Source organism: Brucella pseudogrignonensis (assembly GCF_032190615.1).
Lineage (GTDB): Bacteria > Pseudomonadota > Alphaproteobacteria > Rhizobiales > Rhizobiaceae > Brucella > Brucella pseudogrignonensis_B.
Genome location: NZ_JAVLAT010000002.1, coordinates 1,111,298 through 1,135,091, shown reverse-complemented (window position 1 = coordinate 1,135,091; position 23,794 = coordinate 1,111,298). Strand labels below are relative to the sequence as shown.

Genomic DNA, 23,794 nt, shown 5'->3' with positions numbered 1-23,794 from the left:
GCATAAGGCTTAGCATCAAAGCGCGGCCATCTTGCCAGTTAATGGCGTTCAGATGTGCTTCTACAGGCGCTTCACTGCCATCAGCACGGCGCAGCACCATGCCGTCGGCTTTCTCGTCGTCACTTCGGTCACTGTTGAACAGGATCGTAATGCCACCAGCTTGTTGGATTTCAGTGAGCGCTGCATAGCCAGTCAGGTCTAAGAGAGACTGATTGACGTAATGAATTGTATCGCCTGAATGAATGATAACGGGGATAGGAAGATTGGCGAGTAGTGCGGTTTCGTCAGCAAGCTGCTGTTTCGCAGGTATTGCAGGCGTCGACGTCTCATCCGCAACGGATGTGTTTTCCGATACAAGCGCTATAGGCGCAACGCGGTCTGCGGCTGGTGGCGTATGTGCAACGTCGTCTGGCAAAGCATCTGTGTCCTGACGAGAATTCGCCAGTCCCTGCTTGCGCAGCCGATCCGCAATTTCGCGAAATGCATTGCGTTCTGTCGTGGTCAAGCCACCTTCCGGCCGCTGTTCTTTGCCTTTCCGCTGCTTTGTCTGATCTGCTTCTACTTTTCCGCGGGCTGCCGCATTAAGCAACTCAATGACCTTGTCAGATTCCCGGCGGCCGGGATTGGGCGTCAGTTCAAACGGAAGCGTTGGGGCTTCTGATTGTTTATGCTTTGCTTCAGGCCGATCATCATTGGCGATTTCTTCTGAAAGAGCCAGAATATCGTCTTCATCATCGGCACTAAGCATTTCCTGAATAGTCGGTGCCGAGTCTCGCTTTGTCGGCGTTCCGCCTGCGAGGACTGTCCCAATTGTTTCGGGGTCTTGCTCTGCGTCTTCAGGGCGAACAAGGCCAAAGCCGCGGAACCCGATGAATTCGCGATCACGCGAATAGACGGGCAGTGCTGCAAGTTCTACTGGCACGCGCAAGCTTGTGCCTTCAACCGGCCATAAGAGCTTCTTGCCTGACCATGTATCACGCTGCTGTAAGAGTGCGTTAATGCTGCCATCGGTGTCAAAACCAAAAACATTCGCCACTTCGGCAAAGCGTCGACCAACCACATCTGCTGCGTTTGGCCCGATAATATTGCCCAGTTCCGGCGAAACTTCGGTAAACGTGCCTTCCGCATCAACTTTCCAGATGAAGCGAGCAGGCGATCCCTCTGAATCAAAAACGAAGTTTTTCGGAGCGGTTGGCTTTTCAGCCTCTTTCTCATCTTCAACGATCGCAGCTATTGCGGGCGTATCCGTTTTGATTGCGGTTGTCGCTTCACCTACGATACAGATGAGATGCATCACAGGATTGTCGGTGAGCTTGACAATTGCGCCGGGCACCGAGTTTTTTCCAGCACGAATGCGGCGCTTCACGATCCGCTCGGCTGCATCGCGCGTTTCGATGATTAGGTCTTCCAGTGTTGAAACGGAAATATCGAGCGCTGCAAAGCGCTCGCTTGTAGCAATCAAGTGAGCCTTATCGTCCATGAGTGCCACATGTGTCGTCTCATCGCTGAGACCGGCAATAATGGCATCTGGCGTACGGCCTTCTTGTTCTGACGTAAGCAATAACGCTTCAATGCCGTCCGGCATTGTGAGATGCGAAACGTGTAGACGTATAATTTCTGAACGAAGTCCAGAATTAAGGCGTACAGAGACGATGCGTGGTTCACTCGCCGTTTCACTGCTGGCACCCGCGATTTGGCGGCGCGTTGCAATGGGCAGCTCGAGTTGGCCGCCAATAATGTCTTGGATGCGTTCAAAGCCGAAAAGTTTGGCGCCGGAACCATTGATCCAAAGGACAGTCGATAAGTCGCGCGTCAGCACAAGCTGAGCATCGCCTCTGGCAAAGCCTTCGCTGATATTGTCTAGCGCGACTACATCAATGAATGGGTATGATCCTGACATACCGGTCCTTCAACTGTTCTCGTTACCACTCAGAGTGCCAATTAATAATTCTTTAATAAGCCTCTTCCGAAGTGGGGTCTATATTCGCCTTCGATATGGGCCTGATTTTCTATTTCATTAGTTAATGTGGGTAAGCCAATTTTATGTCTCGGTGAATAATCCTTGTTTATGCACAACCATGCATAAAACTTGGTAACCGGATTGCGTAGAATTTTAGTGATTACGGGTTTCGAGCTAACAAACGGGGAAATCTTCAAAAAAGATCGTTATAATCACTTGCAATGTTGTTCGATTCTCCGTATGTGACCCCCTGTCAGCGAACATCGAAAGAAGGTTCGTTGAGATTTAGGTACGCGGTCGTAGCTCAGTTGGTTAGAGCGCAGGATTGTGGCTCCTGAGGTCGGTGGTTCGAATCCACCCGTCCGTACCATCTAATCCCTTAAGGCATTGATTTTATTGTATAAATTTGATTTATAAATGCAGCATATTTCCTAAACGCCTGATTTCGTGCCACATAAAGCGCACATAAGGATTTGGGGGATGGTCTGATTGTCACGTAAGCGTGCAGAAAAAGGCCCAGATCGACACCTCCAAATTCGAAACGGAAACTATTTCTACAAGCGTCGTCGCGTGCCCCGCGAAGTTACTGCTTTCGATGTGCGCGGTGAGCATATTCGGCTATTCCTTCTTCTCGAATTGCTTAACATGTGCCGCGCCTCAGCTGAGCTCGCTGGCAGCTTTCGATTAGTGCCTCGTTATGAATGTTAAGGCTATCGTCGTCAGATGCACGGTAATTCCCTTATTTTCTATCGAATAGATAATGATCGTGTATCTATTGTTCGCATTCTGCATCGGGCTATGGATTACGCTGCGTTATTGTTTGAGGAATAGATCAATGACTGCCCATCCTGCTCAGTAATCTTTAGCAGCGTGTCAATGGACGTGAGGGTGACCTTTGCGTTTTTGATATTGCAAGCTGTTCAGCTGATTCTTCTATTGGATGGTATGTTGGCAGGCTGGCCAAGCCAGGGCTGCTTAGATCAAATCACAAACTGATCCTGAAACACCAAACTTTTAATGCTTTAAAAGTGTCAAATCATTCGATGACGGGCATGCAAGTTTTATAGCTTTAAGTGGGTGATGCCTGAAAGGAGTTCATCGATAAACTGACGAGCATGAATCCCAAGATCAGATGATTGTCGCGTTATGACCTCATAAGGCTCGCTTTTGGATCGAAGATGCATGGGTAATATACAAGCCATTCCGAAATTGACAAAAAACGCTGCGACATCGCTTGAAAGCAATGCGACAGTATTCATATCAGACTGCATGAGTGACATCGTCGTAAGAGCAGAGCGAGTTTCCAATAGAGCCGTGGGAATAACTAATCCTGCTTGTTTGAATTCTTGCTCTAGCGAGAGGCGCATGGGCATCGATGCGGTATAAACAATCCACCGAGAATCAACGAGGTCTTTTAATCTAACGCGTTTTCTTCCGACGAGTGGGTGGTATGGATTAGCCACTACAGCCAAAAGTTCGTCATGAAAAGCGGTAATATTATAGAGCTGCGGAGTAGTGCTAACTGAACTACGGCCAATCACAAGATCGAGTAATCCGCGATCGAGCTGACGTAATAACTCAACACTGGTATCTTCAAGAATCTCTATTGAAGTACGAGGATAGCGGCGCAAGTAATTGCTGATTGTTTCAGTAACATAGGGTACCGCACCCATAATTGTCCCAATTCTTAGTTTTCCCCACTCTATATCAGAAGCACTATGAACTTCCTGTTCCATTATTGTGAGCTGGGAAAGCATCGTTTTTGCATGTCTAACCATGCAATCACCTGCAGCGGTTGGTGTCAGTCCGCGATTCGTACGATTGAAAAGCTTATGGCCTATGAGATCTTCGGCTTCCTGCAGGGCCTTTGTGGCGCGGGGTTGGCTCATGCCGATCAACTCCGCAGCGCGTTTCAACGACCCATTGTCATCAATAGCCGAAATCAACAGCATCTGTCGCAAAGAAAGACGAAGCAAAGGGTTGGCATGGGAATGCGCCATCGATACAGAATTTCCTTTTCGTTATACCTGTATCAAGAAATAGCGGATTTACACGGTAATTGTCACCGGTATTTTGCCCCGCAGTAAAAGACATCCATCGCGTTTACGTTCTAATTCGTGTTCGGATTGCCATTTTGGAATACAAAGGGAGAGGCACATGAGCCTGATTAATTACGTAACCCGTGTTCAATTCGGATTCGGCGAGATCGCTACACTGAAAACGGAACTTGCGCTTTCAGGCATTACCCGCCCTGTTATTGTTACGGACAAAGGTGTGCGTGCACTTGGTATGCTGGATCGAATTGAAGCTGCAACGGGTGTTATTCCTGTAGCCGTTTATGATGAAACTCCCGGTAATCCAAACGAAGCCGCAGCTGTTAAGGCTACAGAGCTTTTCCTTGAAGCAAAGGGGGATGGCATCATTGCTATCGGCGGCGGATCTGCACTGGATCTGGCAAAAGCTGTCGCTGTGCTCGCCGCACATGGTGGACCGCTGAAAACCTATGCTGTCATGGAAGGCGGCATGGAAAAAATAACCAATAAGACATTCCCGATGATTGCAGTGCCGACAACTGCTGGAACGGGTAGTGAAGTTGGCCGCGCCGCAATCATCATTTTAGATGACGGACGCAAGGTTGGGCTGCTTTCTCCTTATCTCATCCCTAAAACAGCAATTGTAGATCCTGAGCTAACGCTTAGCCTACCTCCGATGCTGACCGCAGCGACAGGTATGGATGCCTTGTCACATTGCATCGAAACTTTTCTCGCACCCTCTTTCAATCCACCTGCTGATGGTATTGCTCTTGAGGGGCTGCGCAGGGGCTGGGCCAACATTCGTCTGGCAGTCGAAGAGCCGGATAATCGTGATGCGCGTGCAAATATGGCTATCGTCGCCACGATGGGCGCGATGGCTTTCCAAAAAGGTCTGGGTTGTGTCCACAGCCTCAGCCATTCACTCGGTGGTATTAATCCAAAACTTCATCACGGTACGCTAAACGCAATCTTCATGCCTGCTGTTCTGAACTTTAATCGCGGTGCACAAACGGCGATAGAAGGGGACAAATATGCACGTCTTGCTGATGCCATGGGCCTTGAGACTGACGCAAATATTGGCACCGCAATTGAAGCGATGACCCGCGCTATTGGTTTGCCATCCCGCTTGTCAGAACTTGGTGTCACTGAAGATCTGTTTGATCGGATAGTGACTGGAGCGCTCGCGGACCACAGCCATCGCACGAACCCGCGAGATGCATCGGCAGACGACTACCGCGCGATGCTTCAAGAAGCACTTTGATAGTCAATCTGTAGGGAAGAATCATGACTTTCAAACCGCATGGAAAGCATCTTATCGCTGGCGAATGGATTGCTACAGATGAAACTTTTAAGAACGAGCCGGTTTCTGGTGATGCATCTGAATTCTCGCTGGGAACAGTGGAACTTGTAAATCGTGCTGTTGAAGCAGCGGAAAATGCTTTCTGGTCCTATGGCTATTCCTCGTCTACAGAGCGTGCAGGCTTTTTGCGTGCCAGTGCGGATGAGATTGAAGCGCGCGGCGATGCCATCACTGAAATTGGTACTCGGGAGACAGGACTGCCCGTTGGCCGTCTTCAGGGCGAGCGTGGTCGGACGTGCGGCCAGCTCCGTCTCTTTGCCGATCATATTGAAAAGGGCGATTATCTTGACAAGCGTCATGATCCAGCTATGCCGGATCGTCTGCCTTCGCCACGTCCTGATATCCGATTGATGCAACGTCCTATTGGACCGGTCGCAGTCTTTGGAGCCTCCAATTTCCCGCTCGCCTTTTCGACAGCAGGAGGTGATACGGCAGCTGCCCTTGCAGCGGGTTGTCCTGTTGTTGTGAAAGGCCATTCCGCTCATCCAGGTACGGGCGAAATCATCGCTGAGGCTATCCATGCAGCTATTCAAAAAGTGGGGATCAATCCGGGCGTATTCAGCCTTGTGCAGGGAGGCAATCGCCATGTTGGCAGTGCGCTCGTCACGCATCCGCTGATCAAAGCTGTCGGTTTTACCGGCTCACTGAATGGTGGACGTGCATTATTCGATCTGTGCGCACAACGTGCAGAACCTATTCCGTTCTTTGGAGAGCTGGGCAGCGTCAATCCAATGTTTATCCTGCCTGAAGCTCTGAAGGCACGCGCAGAGTCAATTGGTGACGGCTGGGCAAGTTCGTTGCTGATGGGTGCAGGTCAGTTCTGCACAAATCCGGGTATTGCCATTGTGCTGGATAATTCTGATGCAGATGGATTTGTTGCCGCGACAAAAGAGGGGCTATCAAGCGTCGGATCACAGCTAATGCTCACTGGCGGGATCGCTCAAGCCTATCGCGCTGGACAAGAACGCTTCCAAACGAGTGATGCCGTTGACGTCGTCTACGAGACTGTGTCGAAGGGACGTGAAGCGAACCCCAATTTGTACGAGACGACTATAGAGCGCTTTTTTGAGAATCCCACTTTATCTGAAGAGGTGTTTGGACCACTCGGTCTTGTCGTTCGTGTAAAATCGCTTGAGGACATGCAAAAACTGGCACGAAACCTCGAAGGTCAGCTGACAGCAACAATCCACATGGATGACGCCGATATAAATGCAACCAAAGCGCTTCTGCCTGTACTAGAGCGCAAGGCCGGACGTGTTCTTGTCAACGGCTTTCCAACGGGAGTTGAAGTGGTTGATTCAATGGTACATGGGGGGCCATATCCAGCATCAACTAATTTTGGGGCAACAAGCGTTGGTACGATGTCGATCCGACGTTTTCTCAGGCCGGTCAGCTATCAGAACTTTCCCGCGGCTTTATTGCCTGAAGAAGCGCTATAGCAGCACTATCTGAAAGCCTTGCCCATACCGCATTCTACAAGGAGGAGGAATACTCATGAAAACTAAAAATTCAGTGAAAACAGCACTTCTGGCCAGCTTGCTGCTGGCTGGTACCACGTTCACCGCGTCGGCTCAGACCGTACTGACGATAACCCACTCGTCACCGCTCGACAGTCACTTTGGCGAGGGAGCACTTGCGTTCAAAAAAGTCGCTGAAGAACGCTCGAATGGTACATTAAATGTTGTAATCCAGCGCCTGGACAATGAACGTGAGGCCATTGAGAGCGTGCAGCTGGGCTCACAGGAATGCGCTATCGGCTCCGCAGGCCCTCTCGGTAATTTCGTTGCTGAAACACGGGTTATCGACATTCCTTTCTTATTTAATGATTATGCACATGCCCGTGGCGTGTTGGATTCCGAAGTTGGAAAGGAATTACTTGCGCTCTTTCCTGCCCGTGGCCTTTACGGTCTTGCGTGGACTGAGAATGGTTTCCGCAATCTGACAACTGGTGCGAAAAGCATTTCTTCGCCAGAAGATCTGCGAGGCATGAAAATTCGCACGATGGAAAACCAGATACATATGCAGGCTTGGCAGGCTGCGGGTGTTTTGCCGACGCCGATGGCGTTCTCTGAACTTCCGTCTGCATTGCAGCAAGGCACGATTGATGGGCAAGAAAACCCGGTTCCTGTTATTCTGTCAAACAATCTCGATATGATGCAGAAACATCTCTACCTCACGCGGCATGTTTATTCACCAGGTATTCTTGTCTGCAATCCCGACTTCATTGCAAGCCTGACCGATGAGCAGAAAAAAGCCGTTGATGAGGCTGGTGTTGCTGCAACCGCCGCAAACCGTGCACGGGTCGAAAAAGATGACACCGTCGGTATTGAGACGCTACGTAAGCGCGGAATTGAAGTCATCGAGATCGAAAACCGAGACGCTTATCGTGATGCAATGGCTGGCGCGAATAAGGGGTTCGAAGATCAGTTCGGTATTGAGCTTTTACAGCGCATCCGTGACTGGAAAGCTCAATGAACTCAATGTCCAGATTCGTCCGTCAAATGGACGCGGCTTTAGCGATGGGGGTGGCTGCGGCCGCCTCTCTAGCGCTCGCTCTTGCGGTGGCATCAAGCTTCTGGCAGGTGATGGGGCGCTTCGTTTTTCACTCACCGTCTACATGGTCTGAGGCACTAACGCGGCTTTGTCTGGTTTGGATGGTACTTCTGGGAATCTCTACGGCACTTCGTAGAGGTGCCTTCATTGCTATTGATCTGGCGCGAGAAAGCACATCGGGCCGGATTCGTCGTTCCATTGAGGCAACAACACTTATCTCATGCCTGATCATGTTCGGGACCCTTTTCTGGTTTGGTCTCGCCATGACCCAGCGCGTTCGCTTTCAGGAAATGGCTGGGCTCGATATCTCAATTGCATGGGGCTATGCCGCAATTCCGGTTGGATCGGTTTTCGCCGCGCTCGGAGCAATCGTTCACTTCATTGATTTGGGCAGGGAGAACGCAGGATGACCGCTGCAATGATTACTGCCATGATGGTTTTGTTTGCCATCTCGGTGCCCGTCGCTATTTCCGTAGGTCTTGCCTCAATGATCGGGCTTATTGGCTTCACCAGCTTGCCATCGATCATCATTCCCCAGCAGATATTCATAGCGCTCGACAAGTTTCCACTTGCCGCCATCCCTTTTTTCATCCTTGCGGGTAACCTCATGGAAGTCGGGGGGCTTTCGCGTCGGCTGGTCGAATTCGCACGTTCTTTTGTCGGGCAGGTTCAGGGTGGACTTGCAGCGACGTGCGTATTGACATGTATGCTGTTCTCCGCGATTTCGGGTTCAAGCGTTGCCACAACATTTGCAGTTGGCGCTGTTCTTATTCCCGCTATGCGCAATTATGGCTATCCGGTAGGCTTTGCAGCAGCCCTTATGGCTGCGTCCGCAGAACTTGGCGTGATCTTCCCGCCATCCATCCCGATGATCCTATATGGCGTTGCTACCCAGACTTCGATACCGGAGTTGTTCCTTGCTGGTGTATTGCCTGGTTTCATGATCGCAGGCGCACTGTTGTTAACAGCAATTATCTGGTGCCGCATCAAGGGGTGGGGTAAACGCGATGGAGAAGGTCGCCAGCCACGTCTCATTGCAACGCGTCGTGCCATATGGGCATTGCTTATGCCAATCTTCATCATGGGAGGCATTTATGGCGGCATCACAACCCCAACCGAAGCCAGTGTTATAGCGGTTATTTACGCCTTGTTGGTGGGGCTATTTTTGCATCGTGAAATGAACTTGACAGATGTTGCGAATGCCTTTCGCAAGACGGTTATCACCTCTGCCGTAATTATGTTCATTATCGGCGTTGCAACGTTGATGGGCTATCTTCTGAACAGACAGGGTGTTCCTGATGCAGCAGCAGTTTGGCTTACCAGCACCTTCGACGGTCCCGTATCATTGATGCTGGCAATCAACGCGATGCTCTTTACCGTCGGCATGTTTATTGAGACTGGTGCAAGTATTATTGTTCTGGCTCCAATTCTGCAAGAAGCTGCGGTTCGTGTGGGCATTGAGCCAGTGCATTTTGGAACCGTAATGGTGATAAACTTGGCACTCGGAATGATAACGCCGCCGCTCGGAGTCAACCTGTTTGCTGCTGCACAAATCGCAGGATGCTCGGTCACTGCAATGCTCAGACCGCTGATCGTATTTGTGTTGGTCATCATTGTTTGCCTGATGATTGTGTCCTTTGTGCCAGCAATCAGCATGACATTGCCTGGCCTGATGGGTCGCTAGCGCGCCAAGCTTTCAACGAAACTTGCCTGCCCCAAGTCAGGGGTGGGCATGATGCAATTATTTGACGAGGTTTGAGCGGCTATGACCCAAACGCTTATTAAGAATCTGCGCGAAATCGTTGGCCGTCGTTATCTTCATATCAGCGACAGCTCTACCCGTCGTTTTCGTAAAGGCTACCGTTATGGCGACGGCACGGTTCTGGCTGCCGTCGAGCCAGGGACGCTTGTTGAACAGTGGCGTGTGCTTGAAGCATGTGTGGCAGCAGATGTGGCGATCATCTTCCAGGCAGCCAATACTGGTCTAACCGGCGGCTCCACGCCGTTTGGTGACGGCTATGATCGCCCCATCGTCATAGTCTCCACCCTTCGTAATAGGAGAATTGACCTTATAGACCACGGCAGACAAATTCTGAGCATGCCGGGTGCAACACTTGACCAGCTCGAAAGACGCCTCAAACCGCTTGGCCGCGAGCCGCACTCGGTTATCGGTTCAAGCTGCATTGGCGCTTCTGTAACTGGAGGCATCTGCAACAATTCTGGTGGGTCTCTCGTTCAGCGCGGTCCAGCTTACACTCAGCTGGCTCTCTTTGCGCAGGTCGATGCGAATGGCAAACTGCATCTTGTTAATCATTTAGGAATTCGTCTCGGTAGTAATCCTAAAGAGATACTTTCCCGTCTGGATGCCGGGCAATATTCCGACGACGATATTGATTTTCCGCAAGGTGCACAGGCCTCAGATATCGAGTACAAGGAACATGTTCGGGATATTGCGGCAACAACACCAGCCCGCTTCAACGCGGATCCTCGTCGACATTACGAAGCCTCAGGTTCCGCTGGCAAGATTGGCATATTTGCACTTCGGCTGGACACATTCCCGACTGCAAAAGAGGAAAAGGTATTTTACATTGGATCTCACGATCCTGCTGAACTCCAAACCATTCGCCGTCATATTTTGGCGAATTTTAAAAACTTGCCGATCGCCGGTGAGTATATGCATACCGATGCTTTCCGCGCTGCACAGATATGGGGCAAAGATCTTTATCTTTTCATCCGTACCTTTGGCACTCTGAACGTTCCACGTGCCTTTAAGGCAAAAAGCTGGTTCGACGGCGTGACAGAAAAGCTGGGGTTAGGCAAATCAGTTTCAGATAAGCTCCTTCAATTCGTCAGCCGCCTTTTGCCTGAGCATATGCCGGCACGGCTGGTGGATTATAGAAATCGTTATCCTCATCACCTGATGATCCGCACTGGTGACGCATGCATCACTGAGATGCGCGATTATCTCGCCACTATTTTTCCGAGTGCGAGCGGTAGCTTCATTGAGTGCAGCAATGAAGAAGGCAGTGCAGCGTTTCTCAACCGCTTTACCGTTGGGAGTGCTGTTGTGCGTTATCGCGCTGTTCATTCGCGTACCGTTGAAGATATCGTTGCACTTGACGTTGCGCTGCCTCGCGACACGATTGACTGGTTCGAAACTCTTCCAGATTCTCTAGATAATCAAATTGCCCTGAAAATCTATGTAGGACATTTCTTTTGCCATGTAATGCATCAGGAATATCTCGTTAAAAAGGGAACTCACTGCGAAGCATTCGAACACGATATATGTGCTCTTCTGGATGCACGCGGCGCAGAATATCCAGCCGAGCATAATGTCGGGCATCTTTACGATGCTAAACCCGCGTTAAAGAATTTTTATCGCTCACTTGATCCGACTAACAGCTTCAATCCTGGCATCGGCAAAACATCAAAATGTCGCCATTGGCAGTAGACCGAGTAACGCGGCCTTCTCCTCATTGCGATACCACTGTTGTCGGCGCTCACGCCTCGGTGGCTGCCGCAAAACGCGGAGGGCAATGGTAGACCGATGGGTCGCCCGCGCGGTGGATTCAAGTCCAAACTTTATCCCATAGCGAGCAATTTCGAGTGATATTGTCGTTTTCCATCTAACCGTGGCCAGGTTGCGGATACAACGCGCTTCGGAGCCTTGCTCGACATAGGGCCGGCATCAACCCACGGGCCACCGCGCGAATTCGCGCCCCGAACACGATGGTCACCTATCAGCCACGCCGATCTTCCACAAGCCGCCTGGTCGTATCGAGCAAGCGGCTTCTGGCGGCTCAAATACCCACCTAGATACTTGCTTAAATTCGTCGAAACGACCCAAATTAGCGGGTCCCTGCAATTGGTTTGTGATCTATTACCCTATCATTCCCTGTTCATGAGCGTTTCATTCAAGAAGTCGAAATTTAGCTTTCGAGCACACTTCTGGTAACCGACCAACCTTTGAGGTGATGAGAGCGCAAGACCTCGCGCAGTAGCGGTCCTTCGCGTTGCTTAAGTGCATCCAATATTTGTTCGTGTTCAAATACAGCGCGCTCCCAGCGCTCTGGCCTTCTATTGCCCGCATAACGATAACGTCGAATTCTTGCACTTTCAGCTGCGTAGACACGCGATAGCGTCGCGTTTTGCGCGCAATCGACGATTTCTTGATGAATGGTCTGATTGATATGGAAATATTCCATCAGTTCCTGAGCGCGAAAGCTCGCGACCATTTTCTGGTGCAACTCTTCGATATGCTTGATCATTGCGCGGCTGGCTTTTTCGCAGGCCCGCTCAGCAGCAACACTCTCGAGTCCTATCAATACATCTATCGCCGCCTCTACATCTGAAGTTGAAAGGCTGACAACTGTTGCGCCGCGATTTGGAGAAATCGCAATTAATCCTTCGCCTTCAAGGATTTTGAAAGCTTCTCGCAAGGGTGTGCGCGATACGCCAAGACGCTCAGTGAGAATTCGTTCGTTAATTCTCTCGCCCCCTGGTAGCTCGCCTGAAACAATCATATCCCGGATATGTTGCGTTACGAAGGTCGAACGCTGTCCGCGTGGCCATAACTCATCATTCTCTAAAGAATCCATCACAACCTCTTTTGCATGCAATCCATCTTAAATGCTACGAAATGCGCCTGCAACAGTATTGACACATATTATTTTGCATGCAATTAATCCGGAAATGGTGAGGAGATCGATTTTTTTGGCAGTTTTATCTGTCTGATCTGGTCAAATTGCATACAGAATGATGATGTCTCGTGTGACGTGTCGCAGTTAGACTGTTGTTTGCAGTTATTGCATACAAAGTTGATGGCGACGCGATTGAGAATGATTGCGAAAGATGTAGTCCGGATGAATTATCACGCCTATTTCGATGCCAGCCACCGCCCCATCGAGACCTGCATAATCGGTACGGGAGGATTTGGCCGCAGCTTTCTGGCGCAAGGGTTGCGAGTGCCTCTGATGCGTGCGCGTGTAGCCGTTGATATTTCTGCTGCGGCTGCTGCGAAAGCAATTATTGAAACTGGTGTGGCTGCTGATAGTGTTTGCGTTTGTGATACCGTTGAGGCGGCGCGCTCCGCATGGGATGCTGGCAAGTACATCGCTGTTGCTGATTTTGCGCTTGTTGCAGATCTTCCGTTCGACGTTGTTGTTGAAGCGACTGGCCATCCAGAGGCCGGTGCACGTCATGCGCGTTTGGCTATTGAGGCCGGTCATCACGTAGCACTTGTCTCGAAAGAGGTTGATAGCGTCATAGGACCGGGCCTCGCTGCCATGGCGCGAGAAAAGCGGTTGATAGTGACGCCAGTTGACGGCGATCAGCCGAGCTTGCTCATTGGACTGATTACTTGGGCGCAGTTGCTAGGATTTGAGATTATTGCAGCTGGAAAATCCAGCGAGTATGACTTCGTTTTTGACGCTGAGACGGGTAAGCTCACAAGCAATGGCGTAACTGTTGATGCGCCAGACTTTGGGCAATTTTCGCAGTCTGCTGATCGTAGCATGCAGGATGTTATGGCTGGTCGTGCATTGGCTGCTTCTGATTTGCCGCAACGCGCTGTCCCTGATCTGTGCGAATTGAGTGTCGTTGCAAATGCGCTTGGACTGAGTGTTGATGCGCCCGCGCTTCATGCCCCCATTGCACGTATTGGCGAAGTCCCTTCGGTGTTCTGCTCAAAATCGGAGGGCGGAATTCTCGAAGAAACTGGCACTCTTGATGTCTTTCATTGCCTGCGAAATCCGGGTGAGGTCAGTTTCGCGGGCGGCGTTTTTGTGATTATTCGTTGTGACGATATTGCAACGTGGAAAATGCTTGAAGAAAAAGGTCATGTCGTCAGCCGTGACCTGAAATGCGCGATGGTTTACATCCCGCGTCATCTGCTTGGTTTGGAAGCTGCAACTTCTGTTCTTGAAGCAGGCATGAAAGGCCTTTCGTCAGGCGCAATTATCCCAGCGCATCATGTCGATTTGGTTGCAATTGCTGATATTGATCTGGAAGCTGGGCATGTCCTCGAAATGGGTGGTCATCACCATTCGGTAACTGGGGTGTCCTCGGCTATTTTGCCAGCACGTCCTTTGACTGGCGAAGCGCCTGCGCCTTTTTATCTGGCTGCGAACAAGACGCTTAAGCGTTCGGTCAAGGCCGGGAAGGCCATTACGATCGCTGACCTCGAAATTCCTGAGACAAGTGCTCTTTGGCAACTTCGTCTTTGGCAAGACGCATTCTTTTTCGGGGCTGACAAGCCGCGCACATAACAAAGATCATCTGGGAGGAAAACATGATCATGAACATTAATCGTCGCCGTTTCATGGGCGTCATGGCTTCGGGTGCAGCTCTTTTGGCCGCACCGGCAATTGGTCGAGCGCAGTCAACACAGGTGTTAAAGCTGGCGCATCCACACCCGGATACCGATAGCTGGCAAGATGCTGGCTTGTGGATGAATGAAGCGCTTCGTGAGCGCACAGATGGCGCGCTTGGTGTTCAGGTCTTTGCCAACGGAATCCTTGGTAATGATTCCACCATGATCAATGCGGTGCGCGGTGGCACGATTGATATTATGGTGACAGGGAATCCATTTTTTACCGGGCTTGCGCCAAAGCTCAATGTGCTTGATCTGCCATTCCTGTTCAAAGATCGTAACCATGTTGCAGCGGTTTTAGACGGAGAAATTGGTGATGAGTTGCGTGCAGAGCTTGAGCCGTCAGGCATTGTTGCGCTGGCAACATGGGAGACTGGCTGGCGCAATGTCACCAACAGCCGTCGTCCTGTTCATGGTGTTGACGACCTGAAAGGCCTTAAAATTCGGACCACGCCGAACCCGGCACATATCAGAGCATTTGAACTGCTTGGAGCCGTTCCAACACCTATGGCTTTCACTGAGTTGTTCACAGCGCTTGAAATGCGCTCGATTGATGGTCAGGAAAACCCCACCACACTGATCCTCAATTCGAAGTTCAACGAAGTGCAGCGTTACCTTTCACTCACCCAGCACGCGTTTACCACATCGCCATTGGTTACGAACAAGACGAAGCTTGATGCAATGGACCCGGCATTGCGGGAGGCCTTGGTAGCGGTTGCGCGTGAAGCAGCTGTCAAGCAACGCCAGATGAACGCTGAGCGTGAGATTTCCAGCTTGGAGACACTTAAATCCGAAGGGATGGAAGTTGTCGAAACGCCGGATCGTGAAGCGCTGCGCGCTGTTGTGGCCGACAAAGTACGAGAAGCCTTTGCTACCCAGTTTGGCGCAGAATTGCCAGATCGCATCGCAGCACTCGGCTGATATAAACTCATCCCATCACTGCGGCGCAGATCATAAAAATCTGCGCCCGTCATGCCTCATTTTAGTTCGTCGCAGTGTCATGCCATTCAGATTTGACGCATCTGAATGTGAAATACTTGAGCAGGAAAGCCAGATGCGCATCGTTGATCTCAGCATGCCTATATCCGATCATTTTCGATGGAACCCACAGGTGCACGTAAAGGGTGACAAGTCGGGCGGGGATCAGTTCCGCGTGACGTCGCTGGCAACCACGTGCCACGGTTTCACGCATGTCGATGCTCAGGCGCACTTTATTGCCGGTGCGCCTACGATTGAGGCGACACAGCTTGAAAATGTCGTCGGTGCGTGTCGCCTGTTCGATTTGTCTCACGTGCCAGAGAATAGTGCGATCACCGCAGAACAACTGGCTTCTACAAATCCGGGTGGTAAGGAAGGCGATATATTGCTGCTTTCAACGCAGTGGGATCAGCGCCGTGATTATCAAACCCGCGAATTCTGGACCGATGCGCCGTGGCTGACGCGTGAGGCATCAGAGTATCTTCTGAAGTTAAAACCCCGCGCACTTGCAGTCGACTTCCCGCAAGACTACCCAATCCGACTTCTTCTCGACGGTATTCGTGTTCCTGACGAAGAGCATGTCACGCATGATGTTTTGCTGCGTGCAGGCGTTACGCTGATTGAATATGTCGTCAATACAGCAGCCCTGACAAGCAAACGGTTTTTGCTTTCCGCTGCTCCGCTCAAGGTTGTTAATGCCGATGGCGCGCCGTCGCGTGTCTTCGCAATTGAGGGGGAGATCAATCTGTGAGTGTCTTGCAACAGATTTCAGATTGGGGATTTAAGGCGCTTGAAGCCTTTCTTGCTATGATCCTGGCCACAATGGTGGCACTGGTTTTTGCGAACGTCGTCATGCGTTATGGGTTTGATACCGGCATTACGATCACGGATGAAGTGTCCCGCATGATGTTTGTGTGGATTTCATTCGTTGGTGCGGTCGTCGTCGCACGCCGCCATGAACATCTCGGTGTGGATATCCTGACAGCGCGTTTAACCGGCACCTCCGCTATCATTTGCCGCGCGCTCACAAATATAATTATCATCGCCTGCTGCTGCTTTCTGGTTGCTGGCGCATATGATCAGACGATCACCAATATGGCCAACAAAGCGCCTATTTCAGGTATTCCGATGGGTGTGGTCTACGCGGCCCCGCTGATAGCAGGTGTAATGATCGCGGTTGTCGCATTCATTGATCTGATTTGTGCGCTTTTCACATTTGCTAAAAATCAGCACAGTGAGGATCGCTCAAAATGACCACGCTTGTTGTTTTTATCGTTGTGCTTATTGCAGCACTTCTTATCGGAACCCCCATCGCCTTTGGCCTGATCCTCAGCGGCATTGCCATGATGTGGTGGCTTGGAATGCTCGATTGGCAGCTGATTGCGCTGCAAATGACCAATGGCGCGGATAGTTTTCCGCTACTGGCTATTCCTTTCTTCCTGCTCGCTGGCGAGGCGATGAATGTTGGCGGTTTGTCGCGCCGTTTGGTCAATTTCGGATTGACGCTCGTTGGGCATCTCAAAGGTGGTTTGGGCTATGTTGCTATTGTGACGGCACTTCTGCTTGCAAGTCTTTCTGGATCGGCGATTGCGGATACTGCAGTGCTGGCAGGCATGCTGATCCCAATCATGCGCGATGCTGGCTATAACCTAGGCCGTTCCGCTGGTCTTATCAGCGCAGGCGGTATCATCGCGCCCGTCTTGCCGCCTTCAATCGGATATATCGTGTTTGGCGTTGCCGGTGGCGTCTCGATAACACGATTGTTTATGGCTGGTATTGTGCCAGGGCTGTTAATGGCGCTCTCGCTTGCTGTGGCCTGGTGGTTGCTAAGCCGTAAGGAAAATACCGCTGTTCTGCCTCGTTCGAGCTGGAAAGATGTTGGTAAAGCAGCAATGGATGCAGGCTTTGCGTTCATGCTACCCGTTATCATTATTGGCGGACTGAAGGCCGGAATATTCACTCCCACAGAAGCTGGCGTTGTCGCTTGCGTCTATGCTCTGTTCATCGGGTGCTTTGTCTATCGCGAAATTTCACTAGCCAAGCTTTATCATTGCTTTGTGAGTGCAGTGCTGACGACATCAGCCGTAATGCTTCTGGTCGCAGCCGCTTCCATCACAGCCTATATGATCGCGATTGCAAACATTCCAGCCGAAATTGTTGGCTGGCTTGGTCCACTGCGTGAAAGTCCGTTGCTTCTGATGGCTGTTATGCTGCTGCTGTTGATCGTGATCGGTACAGCGCTGGATTTCATTCCGACTATCCTGATCATGACACCAGTGCTTCTGCCAATCGCCAAACAGGCGGGCATTGACCCTGTTTATTTTGGTGTGATGTTCATCATGACGGCTGCAATAAGCCTGATTACACCGCCGGTGGGCGCCGTTCTGAATGTGGCCTGCGCGGTCGCAAAAGTTCGATACATGGATGTGGAGCGCGGTGCTGTCCCTTTCATTCTCGCACAGTTTGCGGTTCTGGTTCTGTTATGGCTGTTCCCGCAAATTGTTATCGTTCCTGCGCGCTGGCTCTATTGAGCCGCGCCTCCGATAATGCAGTAGGAGATGACTATGCTTCTTGGTGCTATTGCCGATGATCTGACCGGTGCGACTGATCTTGCCCTTATTCTATCACGTGAAGGAATGAATGTTGTGCAGGTCAATGGTCTGCCCAACGATACATCGCAGTTTGGTGATGCTGATGCAGTGATCATTGCACTTAAGTCCCGTACAATCGAGCCAGAGGCGGCGATTAAACAATCGATTGGTGCAGCAAAACTGCTGCTTGAAGCAGGTGCAAAACAGCTCTTCTTCAAATACTGTTCGACCTTTGATTCAACCGATAAGGGCAATATCGGCCCTGTTACGGATGCACTGCTGAAACTTGTTGGCGAGAGCCGAACGATCGCTTGTCCCGCCTTTCCGGCCAATGGGCGCACAGTTTTTCAGGGCCACTTGTTTGTTGGTAACCAACTGCTGTCGGAAAGTCCGCTGCGCGACCATCCGCTTACGCCGATGTGCGATCCTAACCTCGTCCGTGTTCTGCAACGACAATCTGCAAATGAGGTTAGTCTGGTTGCCCATCAGGTGGTGGCGTCAGGAGCAGATACTATTGCGGATGTGCTGGCCGAGTTGAATGGGATCGCAATCGTGGATGCGATTGATGATATGAATTTGCGCGCTATCGGGCGTGCGGTGCGTGATTTGAAGCTGGTTACAGGCGGTTCTGCGGTCGCTCAGGGCTTGCCCGAAAATTTTCGTATGTCAGGGCTGCTACGTGAGACTGGTGGTCGCTCAGAAACACCGATTGCTATTGGCGGCGGCGTCATATTGGCTGGCTCGTGTTCAGCTGCAACCCGGCGACAGATTGAGACGGCGAAGGTTCATGGTGTCCCATCAATGCAGTTGAATGCATTGGATATTGCCGGCGGAAAAACCACACCCGGCGACGTGATTGCTTTCGTCAGATCACATCGTGATAGCCTATTGCCTCCACTCGTTTACTCGTCTGCCGAGCCTGATATCGTTGCACTGGCACAAGAAGAACTTGGCCGGGAAACTGCAGGTCTCGTCGTTGAGAAACTTCTTGGCGAGGTTGCAGCTGGTCTTTCTAAGCAGGGATATAATCGCTTTATCATTGCTGGCGGTGAGACGTCCGGTGCCGTGGTTCAAGCGCTGGGGGCTGAGGCTTTCTGGATTGGCCGGGAGATTGATCCCGGTGTGCCGCTTGTGACATCCGCAGGCGAAGGGCCGGTGAGGCTTGCTCTTAAATCGGGTAATTTTGGCTCGGATGAATTTTTCATCAAAGCCTGGGAGATGATGGCGTGATCGCAATAATGTCGGAAGAAACCCGTTTGCGAGATGAAATCTGCGCCGTCGGAAAGTCGATCTTTGATCGCGGTCTGACATTTGGCTCTACAGGCAATATCAGTGCACGGCTGAGCGATGGCACGATGCTGATGACACCGACTGATTGCTCGCTCGGCACTCTCGATCCTGCAAGGCTTTCGCGGTGCACTGCTGACGGCACTTTGATAAGCGGTGACCGACCGACCAAGGAAGCATTTTTGCATTCTTGTATGTATTGCGAGCGTCAGTCTGCAGGAGCTGTTGTGCACTTGCATTCGACTTATGCAGTTGCAGCCAGCATTATGGCTGATGTTGATCCAGAAAATGTGCTGCCACCTTTGACCGCTTATTATGTGATGCGGGTAGGGCGCTTGCCACTGGTTCCCTATTTTGCTCCGGGCGATGAGAAACTAGCTTATGCAGTCAAAGACATGGCCAAGAATCATCATGCCGTGCTTCTGGCGAATCACGGTCCTGTGGTTTCTGGTCGTAATTTACATGAGGCGCAATATGCGACGGAAGAACTCGAAGAAACAGCACGACTGTTTTATCTGCTGAATGATAGAGCAATTAGACCACTCAATATGGAACAGATGCGCTCACTTGAATCGCGATTTAAGTGTACGAAAACATGAAGTTACATTAATCTTATTTTAGCTGCGTGTTCTCAGGTTGGCGTAAAGACACTTTAGTTTTGTCTTACGATTGAACTGTGGCAATGCGTTCCCAGTCAATCTGAAAGGCAGTACAGCTTCCGTTGAGCCATAAAAGAATACTAACACTACTTTGGCAGAATACATTTTGGCGGTCTGAAGCGAATTCAGCAGTGCGGACATCGTCTGGGGCTGACGTTGATGGGAGGGTGTTCATGACTGCGTGTCGTATGGCTGGCAGTGTCGGTTTAGGCGGGCCGTGCCTCTTGGTTTTTTTCCCGCTTGACTTGGTGTAGGCGCTGATGTTGAAGGAAGGCATAAGCGATCATTGTCATCAGCGCGTGTCGATGCAGACCTTGCCATGATCGGCCTTCGAAGTGATCAAGGCCGAGTTCTTCTTTCATTTGTTGATGCGCCTGCTCGCAGACCCATCGGGCTTTGATGGCAGTTGCCAGCTGCTTTAACGCTGCTTCGCCCGGCATATGTTGCTGTCCCTTGTCGAAGATACGGTGCGGACTACCATCAGCGATCCGAATGCGGAGCACAGCAAAGTGCGCTGTCAGGCGACCTTTCGTTCCGCGACGCCAACTGACCTCCTTCCAGGATCGCTTCGGCCGCCCTCGACAGGGTGTCAGGGATCGAATGCTTGCGCGGCCTGCCGTGACCGGAAACCGGAAAAATCGGGGCGACACCATGGGGATAAGCACATCTCCTCGGGGACGCCAGCCTTCACCATCCGATCCTGGTTACTGGTCCAGCTTTCCGGCAAGAACAGTCGCAAACCAACCGGAACTGGAACCGCCTCGCGTGCTAACGTCAGCGATACCAACGTCTGGCAATTGGCGCGTTTGCCCAGCATCGAAGCATATTGTGGCGCCCCCCACCGAATGATCACCCTTCTTCGGTAGACCCGTATCGTCGATCACCCGAAAGGCGTCTGAGGCTCCGACTATTCTGTCAGCCTGTACAGCCAGCTCCGTCTCAAACGGACTGACGTCCCAAATCCCATCCGAGATGAAATGATGCAGACGATCGTAGTGATCAGGCGCAATGCGTTCCGCCATCGGCTCGATACTCTTGCGATCACCCAGTCCGATCAGGCCCAAAACATATACCGGCATATCTGCCGCCGTTTTTGTGACCTAGCTTCTCAACAAACGGCTTCAACCAATCCGCCAGTGCAATATTCCGCTCCACCATCCATCACACCCCTTTTAAGGGGCCAAAGATGGCCGATCATCGTTAATCGTTGGTTAATCTGCCAAAGTGGTGCTAGGCAGTGTTGAGAAAGTGGAATCCCATATCGATAACGCGATGGTGGAAACATTCTTCAAAATGTTAAAATCAGAGCTGATTTGGAGAACGATATTTCATAGAAGGCAAGATGCAGAAATAGCTATTGCCCGATATATCGAGGGCTTCTACAATTCCGTCAGCCGTCATTCTTCACTTGACTATTTGAGCCCGGCTCACTTCCAATGAACGGCCGCATAGTCGAAAAATGACTCTCCACTTTTCCGAAGCAAGTCCAAACCGCGCTTTCCCACTTTTTCGGTGGTTGTAATTTTACAAGGCTATATCCTTGGGTAAGGTTCCTTTCGCGGTGACGTCTTTCTTAAGCTGCTCCTTGAGGGTATCGCCTGCAAGATGGGTGTCTGCCCAGCCATTATCTTTGAGTGCTTTCTTCCAGGATTTAGACTTCACCATCTTATCAACCTTGGCTTTGATTCCCGCTTATTATTCCGCAGTAATATCGGTTGCTGCACCCACCATGAGCCAGTTTTGGATAGGAAGATCAACGCCACCTTCCTTGAAGGTCGGTGAATCTATACCTTTAATACGCTCATCGCTGGAAATGTCGACAGTCACCTGAGTTTCGAAGATTGCGGCAAGCGCTTCACGGCCGCCGCAAAATGCGATGTAGTTCACTTTTGTAGGATCAACACCAACAGCTTTTGCAAAACGCCCCGCCGTAATGTGGTCGGTACCGCGCGCTGATGAGCAGCCGCCCCGTGAAACTGAATCAGGATCGGCTGTCAGCTTTGTAACCAGATCACCAAGGTTCTGAATGTCGGAAGATGATGTAGTCACGATGGATTCATATTCACCGCTCAGGAGCGCAATCGGCATAATAGCGTCAAGATTAACAGGGGGATTGTTGGTCGAGGTCGCTCCGACCATAACTAAGCCGCCGACAATGAGCTGGCTTGGATCATCCTTGTTTTGATTGACGAACTGCGCCAGCTCAATTGTTCCGCCAGCACCGGGAGCATTGAGAACCTGAACGCTGCCGGAACTCTTTTCGGCCTGTAACTTGCTGCGCATGGTGAGCGCGGTCTTATCCCAGCCGTCACCCGGTTCCGCAGGTGCCAAACTTTTTAGTCTTCTGCCGACGCTGCACTTGCGATTGCTGCTATCTTTTTTGATAGCTCTCCCCAAAAACCTACACCTCTCCCAAGGTAAAGGCTCCTAACCTGGCGGTTATAAAAGGGATTTAAAATTCGCTAGCGTGTGACTGTGTAAGCGCTCGTTCATTAGCATAAAGCCTAAGCAATTTTTTATAGATGATTTAATGGTTCCAGTTGCTTGACCTGGCGGATATCAGAACGTAATAGAGTTACGACGGTTCCCCGACCGAGAGCGAAGGGGATTAATAGGGAACACGGTGAGGGCGACCCAAAAGGGACCGAGACCGTGGCTGCCCCCGCAACTGTAAGCGGATTGCCGTTCATCCTCGTGACGCTGCAAGCGTCATGCCACTGAGTTTAGCTCGGGAAGGCAGATGAACAGCGAATATTCGTGAGCCAGGAGACCTGCCGTCTAACGTAGTCCATTGTCACGGGCGGGGATGCCCGGTGCAGGAGTTGGTTATGACAGCTATAAACGTCGCAAGACGTCGCTTCCCTTTGTCATTCATATCCCCGGATATGTCCGTTCTCTATACGCGCCGGATCACATCCGCCGTTTGATACGGCTTTTCTCACATCATTTCGGGGATTCAAATGAAACTCATCGGCAAGTTGCCGTTTGGCGCAATGGTTGGCGCTGCAAGTCTTTTCGTAACTGGTTTTGCAGCTGAAGCAGCCGAAACGCGGTATCCGTTGACGTTGAAAAATTGCGCGCGCGACGTGACGTTTAAACATGCACCAGAACGGGCGGTTGCCGTTGGTCAGAGCAGCGCAGAAATAATGTATCTTCTGGGTCTCGGCGATAAAATGGTTGGTACGGCCTTGTGGGTCGGACCTGTTCTCAAGGGCTACGAAGAAGCCAATGCCAAGGTAAAGCGTCTCGCGGATAATGATCCGAGCTTTGAGAGCATTCTGGCCGAAAAACCTGACCTCGTTGCCAATCAGTTCCAATGGCAGATTGGACCAGAGGGCGTTGTTGCGAAGGCTGAGCAGTTCGAAGAATTGGGCGTTCCTGTCTATACGTCTCCGGCCGATTGCATCGGAAAAGACAATTCGGATGGTGGTGATGGCGTGCGTCATGACGCTTTCACCATGGATCAGGTCTATCAGGAAATTGATGAGCTCGCGCAGATTTTCAACGTGCAGGACCGTGGCGCGAAAGTTGTTGCTGATTTGAAAGCACGTGAAGACGCAGCACGTAAAAAGATCGCATCTGCCGATGGCAAGCTTTCGGCTGTTGTCTGGTTCTCCAGTGCAGAACTCGACATTGATCCTTATGTTGCGGGAAAGAACGGTGCTCCAGCTTATATTCTGAAAACACTTGGCATCAATAATATTATTGATAGTGAAGAAGAGTGGCCGACCGTTGGTTGGGAAACCATTGCCAAGGCCAATCCAACTATAATTGTCGCTGGAACTATGGATCGTCGCCGTTTCCCTGCTGATGATGTTGCCGTGAAACGGGAGTTCCTGAAGACTGATCCGGTTGCAAGCCTCATGCCTGCGGTGAAGGATGGCCATGTATTCGATATGGATGCACAGGCGATGAACCCGACTATTCGTACCATCGAAGGCATTGAAACACTGGCTGATGCCATTGCAGATTCAGGCCTGAACAAGTGACAACACGCTCAGCC

The 23,794-nt window shown here is 51.0% G+C and carries 16 protein-coding genes, 1 tRNA gene, 5 pseudogenes and 1 riboswitch; of the genes and pseudogenes, 17 read left to right on the top strand and 5 right to left on the bottom strand.

Annotation, left to right across the window (positions count from 1 at the left end; translation table 11 throughout):
* Nucleotide 1: 1 nt before the first annotated feature.
* Nucleotides 2–1,900 (bottom strand): annotated as a pseudogene (locus RI570_RS21690) (PAS domain-containing protein); the annotation flags it as partial.
* A 353-nt stretch (nt 1,901–2,253) separates the two neighbouring features.
* Between RI570_RS21690 and RI570_RS16550 the strand changes: the two are divergent.
* Together RI570_RS16550 and RI570_RS16545 are read left to right on the top strand one after the other, a co-directional pair.
* Nucleotides 2,254–2,330: transfer RNA gene (locus RI570_RS16550), tRNA-His, on the top strand.
* A 350-nt stretch (nt 2,331–2,680) separates the two neighbouring features.
* A pseudogene (locus tag RI570_RS16545) lies at nt 2,681–2,791 on the top strand (type II toxin-antitoxin system RelE/ParE family toxin); the annotation flags it as partial.
* Between the two features lie 230 nt (nt 2,792–3,021).
* Here the strand turns inward: RI570_RS16545 and RI570_RS16540 are convergent.
* Nucleotides 3,022–3,960 carry a LysR family transcriptional regulator gene (locus RI570_RS16540; RefSeq protein WP_313829711.1) on the bottom strand — a complete coding sequence of 313 codons (939 nt, stop codon included), beginning with the start codon at nt 3,958–3,960 and terminating at the stop codon, nt 3,022–3,024.
* A gap of 157 nt (nt 3,961–4,117) precedes the next feature.
* On the opposite strand from RI570_RS16540, the gene RI570_RS16535 reads away from it, so the two are divergent.
* From RI570_RS16535 to dld, 6 genes are all read left to right on the top strand, one after another.
* Complete coding sequence (locus RI570_RS16535; RefSeq protein ID WP_313829710.1) at nt 4,118–5,254, top strand: iron-containing alcohol dehydrogenase; 1,137 nt, start codon at nt 4,118–4,120, stop codon at nt 5,252–5,254.
* Between the two features lie 23 nt (nt 5,255–5,277).
* Nucleotides 5,278–6,792: an aldehyde dehydrogenase (NADP(+)) gene (locus RI570_RS16530; protein WP_313829709.1), complete on the top strand. Its 1,515-nt coding sequence runs from the start codon at nt 5,278–5,280 to the stop codon at nt 6,790–6,792.
* 55 nt (nt 6,793–6,847) lie between these two features.
* On the top strand, nt 6,848–7,828 hold the full coding sequence (gene dctP / locus RI570_RS16525) for a TRAP transporter substrate-binding protein DctP (protein WP_313829707.1): 981 nt from the start codon (nt 6,848–6,850) through the stop codon (nt 7,826–7,828).
* A gap of 5 nt (nt 7,829–7,833) precedes the next feature.
* Nucleotides 7,834–8,316, top strand: coding sequence for a TRAP transporter small permease (locus RI570_RS16520; protein WP_313829706.1), 483 nt, complete (start codon nt 7,834–7,836; stop codon nt 8,314–8,316).
* Entirely contained in the window at nt 8,313–9,590 is a 1,278-nt protein-coding gene (locus RI570_RS16515; protein WP_313829705.1) for a TRAP transporter large permease, read from the top strand. The genes RI570_RS16520 and RI570_RS16515 overlap by 4 nt, the downstream gene beginning before the upstream one ends.
* Nucleotides 9,591–9,671: 81 nt before the next feature.
* Complete coding sequence (gene dld / locus RI570_RS16510; protein ID WP_313829703.1) at nt 9,672–11,357, top strand: D-lactate dehydrogenase; 1,686 nt, start codon at nt 9,672–9,674, stop codon at nt 11,355–11,357.
* 478 nt (nt 11,358–11,835) lie between these two features.
* On the opposite strand, the gene RI570_RS16505 is transcribed toward dld, so the two are convergent.
* Nucleotides 11,836–12,504 (bottom strand): GntR family transcriptional regulator, encoded by a 669-nt coding sequence (locus tag RI570_RS16505; RefSeq protein ID WP_313829702.1) that lies wholly within the window; start codon nt 12,502–12,504, stop codon nt 11,836–11,838.
* Nucleotides 12,505–12,768: 264 nt separating this feature from the next.
* Between RI570_RS16505 and RI570_RS16500 the strand changes: the two genes are divergently transcribed.
* From RI570_RS16500 to otnC, 7 genes are all read left to right on the top strand, one after another.
* On the top strand, nt 12,769–14,172 hold the full coding sequence (locus RI570_RS16500) for a flagellar biosynthesis protein FlgA (protein WP_313830078.1): 1,404 nt from the start codon (nt 12,769–12,771) through the stop codon (nt 14,170–14,172).
* Between the two features lie 23 nt (nt 14,173–14,195).
* The gene (locus RI570_RS16495; protein ID WP_313829701.1) at nt 14,196–15,197 is read left to right on the top strand and encodes a TRAP transporter substrate-binding protein; all 1,002 of its coding nucleotides are present in this window, start codon (nt 14,196–14,198) and stop codon (nt 15,195–15,197) included.
* A gap of 133 nt (nt 15,198–15,330) precedes the next feature.
* A complete protein-coding gene (locus tag RI570_RS16490) occupies nt 15,331–16,005 on the top strand; it encodes a cyclase family protein (RefSeq protein WP_313829700.1) in 675 nt (224 codons plus the stop codon).
* Entirely contained in the window at nt 16,002–16,508 is a 507-nt protein-coding gene (locus RI570_RS16485; RefSeq protein ID WP_313829699.1) for a TRAP transporter small permease, read from the top strand. The genes RI570_RS16490 and RI570_RS16485 overlap by 4 nt, the downstream gene beginning before the upstream one ends.
* Entirely contained in the window at nt 16,505–17,785 is a 1,281-nt protein-coding gene (locus tag RI570_RS16480; protein ID WP_313829698.1) for a TRAP transporter large permease subunit, read from the top strand. The genes RI570_RS16485 and RI570_RS16480 overlap by 4 nt, the downstream gene beginning before the upstream one ends.
* A 33-nt stretch (nt 17,786–17,818) precedes the next feature.
* A complete protein-coding gene (gene otnK / locus RI570_RS16475; protein WP_313829697.1) occupies nt 17,819–19,075 on the top strand; it encodes a 3-oxo-tetronate kinase in 1,257 nt (418 codons plus the stop codon).
* Nucleotides 19,076–19,083: 8 nt separating this feature from the next.
* Nucleotides 19,084–19,731 carry a 3-oxo-tetronate 4-phosphate decarboxylase gene (gene otnC / locus RI570_RS16470; protein WP_313830077.1) on the top strand — a complete coding sequence of 216 codons (648 nt, stop codon included), beginning with the start codon at nt 19,084–19,086 and terminating at the stop codon, nt 19,729–19,731.
* A 266-nt stretch (nt 19,732–19,997) separates the two neighbouring features.
* Here the strand turns inward: otnC and RI570_RS16465 are convergent.
* Nucleotides 19,998–20,949: pseudogene (locus tag RI570_RS16465) on the bottom strand (IS701 family transposase).
* A 105-nt stretch (nt 20,950–21,054) separates the two neighbouring features.
* Here RI570_RS16465 and RI570_RS16460 point away from each other — a divergent pair.
* A pseudogene (locus tag RI570_RS16460) lies at nt 21,055–21,231 on the top strand (IS3 family transposase); the annotation flags it as partial.
* Nucleotides 21,232–21,315: 84 nt separating this feature from the next.
* Here the strand turns inward: RI570_RS16460 and RI570_RS16450 are convergent.
* A pseudogene (locus RI570_RS16450) lies at nt 21,316–22,166 on the bottom strand (Bug family tripartite tricarboxylate transporter substrate binding protein).
* A gap of 189 nt (nt 22,167–22,355) precedes the next feature.
* Nucleotides 22,356–22,585: riboswitch (cobalamin riboswitch) on the top strand.
* 166 nt (nt 22,586–22,751) lie between these two features.
* Between RI570_RS16450 and RI570_RS16445 the strand changes: the two are divergent.
* Complete coding sequence (locus RI570_RS16445; protein ID WP_313829693.1) at nt 22,752–23,780, top strand: ABC transporter substrate-binding protein; 1,029 nt, start codon at nt 22,752–22,754, stop codon at nt 23,778–23,780.
* Nucleotides 23,781–23,794: the final 14 nt, after the last annotated feature.